This window comes from Bradyrhizobium sp. PRIMUS42, assembly GCF_023006515.1.
Lineage (GTDB): Bacteria > Pseudomonadota > Alphaproteobacteria > Rhizobiales > Xanthobacteraceae > Bradyrhizobium.
Genome location: NZ_JALBGZ010000139.1, coordinates 1 through 11,154 on the forward strand (window position 1 = coordinate 1; position 11,154 = coordinate 11,154).

At 63.7% G+C, this 11,154-nt stretch carries 12 protein-coding genes and 1 pseudogene; 4 read left to right on the forward strand and 9 right to left on the reverse strand.

The features are described 5' to 3' along the window. Positions 1 to 219 (reverse strand): alpha/beta fold hydrolase (locus tag MOV75_RS42665; protein ID WP_309486939.1); only part of this gene is annotated, 219 nt, incomplete at its 3' end. Between MOV75_RS42665 and MOV75_RS13535 the strand changes: the two genes are divergently transcribed. From MOV75_RS13535 to MOV75_RS13545, 3 genes are all read left to right on the forward strand, one after another. Next, the gene (locus MOV75_RS13535) at positions 133 to 357 is read left to right on the forward strand and encodes a S4 domain-containing protein (protein ID WP_246925581.1); all 225 of its coding nucleotides are present in this window, start codon (positions 133 to 135) and stop codon (positions 355 to 357) included. The genes MOV75_RS42665 and MOV75_RS13535 overlap by 87 nt on opposite strands. A gap of 132 nt (positions 358 to 489) precedes the next feature. Beyond that, on the forward strand, positions 490 to 828 hold the full coding sequence (gene fdxA / locus MOV75_RS13540; RefSeq protein ID WP_246925584.1) for a ferredoxin FdxA: 339 nt from the start codon (positions 490 to 492) through the stop codon (positions 826 to 828). Between the two features lie 344 nt (positions 829 to 1,172). Further along, a complete protein-coding gene (locus tag MOV75_RS13545; RefSeq protein WP_246925586.1) occupies positions 1,173 to 1,997 on the forward strand; it encodes a CarD family transcriptional regulator in 825 nt (274 codons plus the stop codon). Positions 1,998 to 2,090: 93 nt separating this feature from the next. Here the strand turns inward: MOV75_RS13545 and MOV75_RS13550 are convergent, their stop codons facing one another. The 8 genes from MOV75_RS13550 to cyoA all read right to left on the reverse strand — a co-directional run bounded on the left by MOV75_RS13550 (position 2,091) and on the right by cyoA (position 10,545). Further along, positions 2,091 to 3,479: an adenylate/guanylate cyclase domain-containing protein gene (locus tag MOV75_RS13550; RefSeq protein ID WP_246925621.1), complete on the reverse strand. Its 1,389-nt coding sequence runs from the start codon at positions 3,477 to 3,479 to the stop codon at positions 2,091 to 2,093. Between the two features lie 132 nt (positions 3,480 to 3,611). Next, positions 3,612 to 4,145: a response regulator transcription factor gene (locus MOV75_RS13555; protein ID WP_246925595.1), complete on the reverse strand. Its 534-nt coding sequence runs from the start codon at positions 4,143 to 4,145 to the stop codon at positions 3,612 to 3,614. Further along, a complete protein-coding gene (locus tag MOV75_RS13560; protein WP_246925604.1) occupies positions 4,135 to 5,538 on the reverse strand; it encodes an ATP-binding protein in 1,404 nt (467 codons plus the stop codon). The genes MOV75_RS13555 and MOV75_RS13560 overlap by 11 nt, the downstream gene beginning before the upstream one ends. Continuing rightward, entirely contained in the window at positions 5,510 to 6,358 is an 849-nt protein-coding gene (locus MOV75_RS13565) for an SURF1 family protein (protein WP_246925607.1), read from the reverse strand. The genes MOV75_RS13560 and MOV75_RS13565 overlap by 29 nt, the downstream gene beginning before the upstream one ends. Further along, complete coding sequence (cyoD, locus tag MOV75_RS13570; RefSeq protein WP_246925609.1) at positions 6,355 to 6,735, reverse strand: cytochrome o ubiquinol oxidase subunit IV; 381 nt, start codon at positions 6,733 to 6,735, stop codon at positions 6,355 to 6,357. The genes MOV75_RS13565 and cyoD overlap by 4 nt, the downstream gene beginning before the upstream one ends. Beyond that, complete coding sequence (cyoC, locus tag MOV75_RS13575) at positions 6,732 to 7,361, reverse strand: cytochrome o ubiquinol oxidase subunit III (RefSeq protein WP_246925611.1); 630 nt, start codon at positions 7,359 to 7,361, stop codon at positions 6,732 to 6,734. The genes cyoD and cyoC overlap by 4 nt, the downstream gene beginning before the upstream one ends. Further along, positions 7,362 to 9,359, reverse strand: coding sequence for a cytochrome o ubiquinol oxidase subunit I (gene cyoB, locus MOV75_RS13580; protein WP_246925614.1), 1,998 nt, complete (start codon positions 9,357 to 9,359; stop codon positions 7,362 to 7,364). Positions 9,360 to 9,384: 25 nt separating this feature from the next. Continuing rightward, positions 9,385 to 10,545: a ubiquinol oxidase subunit II gene (gene cyoA, locus MOV75_RS13585; RefSeq protein ID WP_246925618.1), complete on the reverse strand. Its 1,161-nt coding sequence runs from the start codon at positions 10,543 to 10,545 to the stop codon at positions 9,385 to 9,387. Positions 10,546 to 10,726: 181 nt separating this feature from the next. On the opposite strand from cyoA, the pseudogene MOV75_RS13590 reads away from it, so the two are divergent. Continuing rightward, positions 10,727 to 11,154 (forward strand): annotated as a pseudogene (locus MOV75_RS13590) (MFS transporter); the annotation flags it as partial.

Consider the following 11,154-nt stretch of genomic DNA (forward strand, 5'->3'; position numbering starts at 1 on the left):
CAGCACCAGACGGCCGAAGCGCTCGCCAGCAAAGGCGGCCAGCTCGGCGGCCATCCAGCCTCCCATCGAGTGCCCGACCAGATGGGGCCGTTCTAAACCCAACGCATCGACAAATGGCTGTGGCACGCGCGGGTGGTGAAGGCGCGCACCTCCGCGGCCGAGCTCGTGGTCACCGGCCACGTTCGCATCAACGGCGCGCGCGAGACCTCGCCGGGCCATGCGGTCAAGATCGGCGATGTTCTCACCATCGCGCTCGATCGCACCGTGCGTGTTCTGAAAGTCACCGCCTTCAGCGAACGCCGCGGCGATGCTGCCTCGGCCCGCGTGCTCTACGAAGAGCTCGGTGTGCGCAATTAATTGCGCATCGCATTCATTTCTTGGCCGATCAAACGCACACAAGTGTCATGATCGGGCTTTCCCGACCTTGCGGCGCCGGGCCATCCGCGCTACGCAAGCCGCGACTTTTAAAAGAGCTTTTCGGAGCGTTGGATGACTTACGTCGTCACTGAAAACTGCATCAAGTGCAAGTATACCGACTGCGTCGAGGTCTGCCCGGTCGACTGCTTCTACGAGGGTGACAACATGCTCGTCATCCATCCCGACGAATGCATCGACTGCGGCGTGTGCGAGCCGGAATGCCCCGCCGACGCCATCAAGCCGGACACGGAACCGGGCCTGGAAAAGTGGCTCCAAGTCAACGCCGACTACGCCAAGAGCTGGCCGAACATCACCCAGAAGAAAGAATCACCCGCCGACGCCAAGGAATTCGACGGCATGGAAGGCAAGTTCGAGAAATATTTTTCTGCGAACCCCGGCTCCGGCGACTAATTCAGGCCCAAACTTAACCCTAATACCGGCGTCGCGGCCGAAAACCAGCCCTGAAGACCCCTAAATCATTGATTTTTGCGGGAAATGTGCTATATTGGGCACATTAAGCCGAACCCCGTCAGCCCCGTTGGCCCCTCTGGGTTCCCGTGAAACCAAATGTCGAACAGGGGCGTGGCAGTTTCCGCGCGCAGGCTGTGTCACAGAAAACGCGTAAAAAGAGTACTTCAGCGAGGGCTTCCCATAAGGAGGCCAAAAAAGTCGCCGCGGCCAGCCGTAGCGCATCCAAGGGTCGGACCGCGACGAAGGCGCCGGCTGCAAAGTCCTCGAAGAACAAAAGAAGCGCAATGCCTAACAAGACTGCCAAACCGGCCGCGAAAGCGACCGCCGCTAAGCCTGCTGCCAAGCCTGTGACTGCCAAGGCTCCGGTGGCAAAGGCTCCCGCTGCCAAGCCCGCCGCGCCGAAGGCTCCCGTTGCTGCTGCTCCTGTCAAGGCTCCTGTCGCTGCTGCCAAGCCGGCCGCGAAGCACGCTGCTGCGCCGAAGGTCGAGGAAAAGAAGGTCGTGACCCAGCGTCAGGGCTTCAAGGCCAACGAATTCGTTGTCTATCCCGCTCACGGCGTCGGCCAGATCCTGGCCATCGAGGAGCAGGAGATCGCCGGCGCGAAGCTCGAGCTGTTCGTCATCAACTTCATCAAGGACAAGATGACGCTGCGCGTTCCGACCGCCAAGGTCGCCAATGTCGGCATGCGCAAGCTGTCCGATCCGGCGCTGGTGAAGAAGGCGCTGGAGACGCTCAAGGGCCGCGCCCGCGTCAAGCGCACCATGTGGTCGCGCCGCGCCCAGGAATACGAAGCGAAGATCAATTCGGGCGATATCGTCGCGATCGCGGAAGTCGTGCGCGATCTCTACCGCTCGGATTCGCAGCCGGAGCAGTCCTATAGCGAACGCCAGCTTTATGAAGCGGCGCTCGATCGTCTGTCCCGCGAGATCGCGGTGGTGCAGCACTCGACCGAGACCGAAGCGGTCAAGGAAATCGAAGCCCAGCTCGCCAAGAGCCCGCGCCGCAACGCCAAGGCGGAAGCCGCCGAGGGCGAAGCCGACACGGATGCCGAGGGCGATAGCGACGATACCGATGGCGACGGCACCACCGTCGCCGACGAGGCCGCGTAAGCAGCTTCGTTCTGCGCAAGCCATCAAAAGCCCGGCCTTGCGGCCGGGCTTTTTGTTGGGCTGGTGACAGCGGCGTCGAGCGCGATCGGCATGCTACAAGCCGCGGGCCTGAGTCCATATTCCGATCGGACGCTGGATGCCGCGAACGGCCTGCGGCTCTCGTACCATCAGTGGCTGAAATGCTTCGGCTGCGCTGCCAAGCTCGGCCTTCGCGCGGCTGATGAGATCGTCGCTTGCCACCAGCGCGCAGTCGAGCGTGCGAGTCAACGCCTCAAGACGGCTTGCCGCGTTGACGGTGGCACCGATCACGGCGAATTCCAGACAGGTCTGCCCGATATCGCCGAGCACCACCGGCCCATAATGCAAGCCAAAACTCACACGCAGCGGTGGCTCCCTCAATGCCATTCGTCGCCCGTTCCAACTGTCCGCCACGACGATCATGGCCTGGGCACACCGCAGCGCGTTGCTGGCATCGTGCGCGCCGGCAAAGGGGGTGCCGAACGTCGCCATCAATCCATCACCGAGATATTTGTCGAGCGTGCCGCTGTGGCGGAAAACCTCCTGCTCCATCAGCCCGTGGAATTCGCGCAACGTCCGCACCACCTCCTGCGGCGTGCGCGCATCGGCAAAGGCTGTGAAGTCGACGATGTCGACGAACAGCACCGCAGCGTCTTGCGTGCGCACCTGCTTCAACGGCTCGTCTTGCTTCGACAATTCCGCGACGACATTGGGTGAGAAGTAGCGTGCCAGATTGCCGCGTTCGCGCTCCACCGCGGCATGTCGGACCAGCAGGTCATTGCTGCGGCGGACCGCGAGCGCCAACGTCACGGCCACGATCATGAAAACGACGATTTCCTGGATGCGAACGTGGAATCCGATCGCATTGGGCGAGATCATTGCGGACAAGCGGTGATCGTCGCCGATTGCGGCTGCGATGTGGGCCGTCAGCGCAGGATCGCGATCCGGCTGCCACCACACCCAGGCCATGCCGACCAGCCAGAGTGCGGCGGTCCACGCTCCGACCGCAATTACGGTCCGCCAGGAATAGGCCAGCGTGGCGCCTGCGAGCAGCACGAAGAAATAGACGAAGTTGCCGAAATGGTACTGCATCGCGACCGGCCAGTGCGTAGTCCCGAATGGATTAGGGACCACGATGAGGAAGGTGAGCAACGCCAAATCGCAGAACAGGAGCGCCAATTCGGACCGTGAGACGCCCACCCGCCCAACCCTGACTTGGGCCCAGCCGATCAGTGCGAACAGGCCGAGCAGCGCCACGTAGTAGAGCTGCTCCCACGCAGGGTTGATAGCCAGCAGCAGGCAGCCAATGACGGCAAGGGCGAAATAGCGCGCCCGCACTGCGAGTTGCAGACCCTCCTGCTTGGCGGAAGCCAGCGCAGCCTCTGCGAACTCAACTGTTTCGGTGTCGCGCTGGCTGCGCGCGGACGCAAGCGCGGCAGCTAGGTCGAACCGCTCGACGAGCATTGTCACGGGAGACTCCTGGCTGGGACCCTTGCAGCAAAGCGACGGCCATGAGCCGCAGCAATCGGCAGTTTAGTGGTGCTTGGCCGCGAGGTCATCAGCCAGGCAGGGCATTTAGCCGCTGAAAGACGTTGCCTATTTCACCGGCCGCTTCTCGAGCTTCCGCGCCAGCGTGCGCCGGTGCATCCCCAGCCGCCGCGCCGCCTCCGAGATGTTGAACTCCGTCTCGATCAGGGTCTGGTGGATGCGCTCCCATTCCAGCGTCTTGATCGAGGTCGGCCGCGCATCCAGCGCGACCTCGGTGTTCCCTTCGGCCTTGGTGAAGGCGGCTTCGATGTCGTCGGTATTCGAGGGTTTTGCGAGATAGTGGCAGGCCCCCAGCTTGATCGCCTCGACGGCGGTGGAGATGCTGGCAAAGCCTGTCAGCACCACGATCAGCATGTCGGGATCATGCGTGTGCAGGAGCTCGACGCAGGCAAGGCCCGAGGCGCCGCCGAGCTTGAGGTCGACCACGGCATGGCCGAAGGAACGCTCTTCCAGCACCTGCCGCACCTCTTCGATCGAGGCGGCCAGCACGACATCATAGCCACGGCGTTCGAACGAGCGCTTCAGCGTGCGCGCAAAGCCAGCGTCGTCCTCGACGACGATGAGCGAACGATCAGGCGTCAAAATTCCCTCCGATCGCGAGCGTTGCGAGCGGCAGCGTCAGGCGCACGGTGGCGCCCCGCTTCCTGTGATTCTCGGCGGTTACGGTGCCCCCTAACTTGCGCACCACGTTCACCACCAGGAACAGCCCGAGCCCGCCGCCGGCGCGGCCCTTGCTCGACTGATAGGGCTTTCCGAGCTGCGCCAGCATCTCCGGCGCAAAGCCCGGGCCGCGATCGCTGATCGACAGCACGAGGTTGTCGCCCTCGCGCTCGGCCACGAGCTCGACCCACTCGCGCGAGACCTCATAGGCGTTGTCGAGCACGTTGAAGATGACCTGCTTCAACGCGATGTCGGAGACGATCGCAACGTCCGTGCCGAATGTATTGACGAAGTAGAGCGTCCGCGCCGAACGCGCGTCACGCCATTCGTCGACCAGCGCGGTCACGAACGCCGTCACCGTCGTCGGCGAGGAGCCTTCGCCGCGCGCTTCGCCTGCCGACACCAGGATGCCCGTGACGATCGACTTGCAGCGCTGCAGCGAGGTTTCCATCTCCGCGAGGTCCTCAGCGAGCTCCTGATCAGCGGCAAGATCCGGCATGCGGCGCCAGTCGCTGAGGATCACCGACAGCGAGGCCAGCGGCGTGCCGAGTTCATGCGCCGCGCCGGAGGCGAGCAGGCCCATGCGCACGATGTGGTCCTGCTCGGCGGCATGCTGGCGGAATGCCGCCAGATGCGCATCGCGCTCGCGCAGGTTTCGATTGATACGGGTGACGAACACGACCAGCAGCACGGCATTGAGCACGAAGCCCAGCAGCATGCCGGCGACCGTGAGCGTGTAAGTCTCGCTCAATGGGTTGGGCGGCAGCTCCAGCGGGCGGTAGGCCAGCGTCAACCACACGAAGCTCGCGCAGGTCAGCGCGACCAGCGACCAGGTCGAGCGGGCATCGAGCAGCACCGCGCCGAGCGTCACCTGGAGCAGGAACAGCGAGGTGAAGGGATTGGTGGCGCCGCCAGAGAGGTAAAGCTGCGCGGTCAGCGCGGCGACATCAAGCATCAAGGCGACCAGCAGCTCGTTGTTGGTGATCGCGGCGCGATGGCGCACCCAGATGAGGCTGGAGACGTTGAGCAGCACCAGCGCGCCGATCACCGCGCCCATCCGCTCCAACGGCAGGGGAATGCCGAGCCCAAAATGCACGCCGCCGATGGTCACGATCTGGCCGACCACCGCGGTCCAGCGCAGCTGGATCAGCAGCGCCATGTTCTTGCGGTTGGTCTCGTCGTCGGTCGGCGCAGCACCGATCAGCTCGCTGCGCGCATCCGCCTGCGATTGCAGCGTGACGGCCAGCCCGCCATGAGCAAGTGTTTGGGAAAGCGTCTTCCCGTCGTCAGGCCTGTTCGACCATCGTTCCAGCATTTGATCCCGTCCTGCGCGCGGCGGCATCTAGGCCACCGGCCGGTTCGTGGACGAAGCGCCTGCGGCGGAACGGCCCGCCGCCGAATGTGACGAAGAGTTTACCGGCCAGCATGAAGGCCAGGGCAAACCACGTCAGCGCGTAGATCAGGTGGTTATTGGGAAAGCGGATCACGGTCAATCCGCCGATCGGACCGCCGGCAATTTGTGATCCGGCGCCGGCATCGACGAAGAAAGGTGCGACCTCGTGGAGACCGCGTGCCGCCGCAATCGCGGCGACGTCGCGCGAGTACCAGCGGTTGTGCTGCGGTACGTTGTTTCGGAGGAACCCGCCTTTGGGCTCGGTCATGCGGAGCAGGCCGGTGATCTCGACCGGGCCGTCCGGATTGCCGCTTTGGCGGCTCGATGCGTCGCGCCGCTCGGACGGCACGAAGCCGCGGTTGATCAGGACCTGCATGCCGTCGTCGCGCAGAAGCGGCGTCAGCACCCAATAGCCCGGGCCTTCCTCGGTGACGGCCTGAACCAGCGTCTCGCGGTCATGCAGGAAGCGGCCGGTGACGCTGACATGCCTGTATTCGTCGTTCGCGGCGGAGATCGACGGCCACGAAGCGGGCGAGGGGATCGGCGCCGCCGGGGCATGGACGCGCTGCTCGACGCGGTCGATCAGCGCCAGCTTCCAGGCGCGGCGTTCGATCTGCCAGACGCCGAGCGCGATCAGGGCCACGAAGGCCGTGAGCGAGAGGACCGTGAGCCACAGGGAGGGGCGCGCAGCATGGCCACGCATCGCTTTTGCCTCGCTCGTCACGGTCCTGACCTCGCTCACTTCATTCCGCTCATCTGGTGCATCGGCATCATGTTGCTGTTGAGGTGGCTCATCACCCACAGCGAGCCCGACAGCGCGATCACCACCATGACGATGGTGAAGATCAGCGCCATCATGCTCCAGCCGTTCTCGGACGTCGTGTTCATGTGCAGGAAGTAGATCATGTGCACGACGATCTGCACGACTGCGAAGGCCATGATGACGAGGGCAGTGATCTGCTTGCTCGGCAGCGCGCCGCTCATCACCAGCCAGAACGGGATCGCGGTGAGCACGACCGAGAGCACGAAGCCCAGCATATAGGTCGAGAACGAGCCATGGGCGTGGCTGTCGCCGTGATGATGGTCGTTGGCGCCAGCTGCATGAGTATCGGTGTTCATCGCAGAACTCCCAGGAGATAGACGAAGGTGAAAACGCCGATCCAGACCACGTCGAGGAAGTGCCAGAACATCGACAGGCACATCAGCCGGCGGCGGTTGGCCTCGATCAGGCCGAACTTCTGGACCTGCACCATCAACGTCACCAGCCAGATCAGGCCGCAGGAGACGTGCAGGCCGTGGGTTCCAACCAGGGTGAAGAAGGCGGACAGGAAGGCGCTGCGCTGGGGCGTGGCACCCTCATGGATCATGTGGGCGAACTCGGTGAGCTCGATGCCGATGAAGGCGAGGCCGAACAGGCCGGTAATCGCCAGCCACACCTGGGTCTGCGCGAGCTTGTTCTGCTGCATCGTCAGCATGGCGAAGCCGTAGGTGATCGACGACAGCAGCAGCATCGAGGTGTTCACCGCGACCAGGTTCAGGTCGAACAGGTCCTTCGGCGCGGGGCCGGCGGCGTAATTGCCGCCGAGCACGCCGAAAGTGGCGAACAGGATCGCGAAGATGAGGCAGTCGCTCATCAGATAAATCCAGAAACCGAGCGAGGTGCTCCAGCCTTCCGGATGCGGATGCTCCTCGGCGACGTAGAAGATCGGCTCGCCGGTTTGTGAGGGATTGACAGCGACAGTCATTTACTTGGCTCCGGCGAGCAGTTTGGTGCGCGCGTCCTCGGTCCGGATGACGTCTTCAGCCGGAATGTCGAAGTCGCGGTGATAGTTGAAGGTGTGGCCGATGCCGACGACGAGCATCGCGGCGAAGCTCACAGCGGCCAGCCACCAGATGTACCAGATCAGGCCAAAACCCATCGCGGTGGCGAGGCCGGCGAGGATGATGCCGGTGCCGGTGCTGCTGGGCATGTGGATCGGCCTGAACCCGGTGAGCGGACGTTGGTAGCCCCGGCGCTTCATGTCCCACCACGCGTCGTTGTCGTGAACGACGGGGGTGAAGGCGAAGTTGTAGTCCGGCGGCGGAGAAGAGGTCGCCCATTCCAGCGTGCGTGCGTCCCAGGGATCGCCGGTGACGTCCTTGAGCTGCTCGCGCCTGAGGAAGCTGACCGCGAACTGCATCAGCATGCACATGATGCCGAGAAGGACGAGGAAGGCGCCGATCGCGGCGATGACGAACCAGATCTGCAGGGACGGATCGTCGAACACGCGCAGGCGGCGGGTCACGCCCATCAGGCCGAGCACATAGAGCGGCATGAAGGCGAGGTAGAAGCCGGTGACCCAGAACCAGAACGACAGCTTGCCCCAGAACGGATCGAGCCTGAAGCCGAACGCCTTCGGGAACCAGTAGGTGATGCCGGCAAAGGCGCCGAACACCACCCCGCCGATGATCACGTTGTGGAAGTGCGCGATCAGGAACAGGCTGTTGTGCAGCACGAAGTCGGCCGGCGGCACCGCCAGCAGCACGCCGGTCATGCCGCCGATCACGAAGGTCAGCATGAAGGCGATCGTCCACATCATCGGCAGCTCGTAGCGGATGCGGCCGCGATACATCGTGAACAACCAGTTGAACATCTTCGCGCCCGTCGGGATCGAGATGATCATCGTGGTGATGCCGAAGAACGAGTTGACGCTGGCGCCCGACCCCATCGTGAAGAAGTGGTGCAGCCAGACCAGGTACGACAGGATGGTGATGACGACCGTGGCGTAGACCATCGAGGTGTAGCCGAACAGCCGTTTGCCGGAGAAAGTCGAGGTCACCTCAGAGAAGATGCCGAAGGCGGGGAGAACCAGGATGTAGACTTCAGGATGGCCCCAGATCCAGATCAGGTTCACGTACATCATCGGGCTGCCGCCGAAATCGTTCGTGAAGAAGTTGGTGCCGACATAGCGGTCGAGCGACAGCAGTGCGAGCACGACGGTCAGGACGGGGAAGGATGCGACGATCAGAACGTTGGTGCAGAGCGAGGTCCAGGTGAACACCGGCATCTTCATCATGGTCATGCCCGGGCAGCGCAGCTTGACGATGGTGCAGATCAGGTTGATGCCGGATAGTGTCGTGCCGACGCCGGCGACCTGCAGCGCCCAGATGTAATAATCGACGCCGACATCGGGACTGTAGCCGATGTTCGACAGCGGCGGATAAGCCAGCCAGCCGGTGCGGGCGAACTCGCCGATGAAGAGCGAAGCCATCACCAGCACCGCGCCGCCGACCGTCATCCAGAAGCTGAAATTGTTCAGGAACGGGAACGAGACGTCGCGCGCGCCGATCTGCAGCGGCACGACATAGTTCATCAGGCCGGTGACCAGCGGCATCGCCACGAAGAAGATCATGATCACGCCGTGGGCGGTGAAGACCTGGTCGTAGTGGTGGGCGTTGAGATAGCCTTCGGAGCCGCCAAACGCGAGCATCTGCTGGCCGCGCATCATCAGCGCGTCGGCAAAACCGCGCAGCAGCATCACGATGCCGAGGATCATGTACATGATGCCGATGCGCTTGTGATCGACGGTGGTGAACCACTCGCGCCAGAGATAGCCCCACAGACGGAAATAGGTGAGACCGCCGAGCAGCGCGGCGCCGCCGAGTGCGACCACCGCGAAGGTGCCGACGACGATCGGCTCGTGCAGCGGCAGCGATTCGAAGCCGAGCCGGCCGAAGATGAGCTTGAGAAAATCAGGAGACATGCGAACTCTCTTTAAGAGCCTGACTTCAGGAGTCTGACTTGGGACGTTGTCCGAGGAAGAAGGACGAGGACTTCAGCGGCGTGAACGACGGCCGCTTCAGGCCGGCGCCGAGCAGCGGCGCGGTGTCGGTGGGTGCCGTGATGGCAGCGGTGGTTTTGCCCTGCGGCGCATCCGGCGTGCAGGTGCCGGCGACGAAGCTCGGCTCCGGCCCAAATGCGGTGCCGCGGCGGGCGTATTTGTCGTAGGCCAGCGGCAGCGTGTTGTTCAGGCCCTGGTGGCCGGCACCGCCCTTGGCGTCGATCGCCATCATCTCGCTCTGGCACATCTTGCCGGTCTCGACGCACATGTTGAGGATCAGGCGGTAGAGATCGGCATCGACGGTGCCCCAGCGGCGCACCGGCTCGTTCTGGCTCGGCTTTTCGAGCTGGAGATATTCGGCGCGGCCGAGCGAGCCGCCGGCGGACTTGGCGCTGGCGATCCAGGCATCAAAGCCCTTGTCGTCGAGGCCCTGGAAGTTGAAGTGCATGCCGGAGAAGCCGGCGCCGCTGTAGTTCGCCGAAAAACCCTTGTAGGTGCCGGCGTGGTTGACGACGGCATGGAGCTTGGTCTCCATGCCCGGCATCGCGTAGATCTGGCCGGCGAGCGCGGGGATGTAGAACGAGTTCATCACCGAGGACGCCGTGATGCGGAATTTGATCGGACGATCGACCGGAGCTGCGAGCTCGTTGACGGTAGCGATGCCGTAGTCCGGATAGATGAAGAGCCACTTCCAGTCGAGCGCGACGACGTCGACCTCGAGCGGGGCCTTGGACTGATCCACGGCGCGGTCTGCATGGATGCGGCCCAGCGTGCGATAGGGGTCGAGCAGATGCGTGCCCATCCAGGTCAGAGCGCCCAGGCAAACGATGATCAGAAGCGGCGCCGACCAGATCACCAGCTCGAGCTTGGTCGAGTGGTCCCAATCCGGCTCGTAGCGGGCGTCCGTGTTGGACTGGCGATAGCGCCAGGCGAACAGCACCGTCAGCGCCATCACGGGGACGACGATCAGGAGCATCAGGACGGTGGAGATGATGACGAGGTCGCGCTGCTGGGCAGCGATATCGCCGGCCGGTGCCAGCACGACGTAGTCGCAGCCGCTGAGCGCGGCAGCCAGAGGTAGTAGCGCCAGGATCTTGAGACGAGACACGGGCCGAGCCTTTGAGAATGAGTTTCTTTTGCGGGGCCAACGGGTAGCTGCGGCGCAGCAATCCGGACATTGGACAATTTGTCCAATGTTGCAGTGCGGGATGTTGGGTCAGACAGGGCCAGATCGCCTGGCGCCCCGCCGGGCGGTCGGCTTTGGTTTTCAGGACGTTAAGGGCGCACGAATGGCGACGGCACAGACCCCCGCAATGGCAGACCTCCACACGGGCGAGCACGGCCACGACCAGGCCAGTCCCGGCGAGATCGCCATCGGCGTCATCATCGGCCGCACCTCGGAATTCTTCGACTTCTTCGTCTTCGCGATCGCCTCGGTGATCGTGTTCCCGCGCCTAGTGTTCCCGTTCGCGAGCGAGCTGACCGGCACGCTCTATTCCTTCATGATCTTCGCACTGGCCTTCATGGCCCGTCCGATCGGCACCGTCATTTTCATGACGGTCGACCGTGCCTACGGCAAGACGGCCAAGCTGATCTCGGCGCTGTTTTTGCTCGGCACCGCCACCGTCGCGCTGGCGTTCCTGCCCGGCTATCACGACATCGGCGTTGCGGCGATCTGGCTGCTGGCGCTGGCGCGCATCGCGCAGGGTCTGGCCTG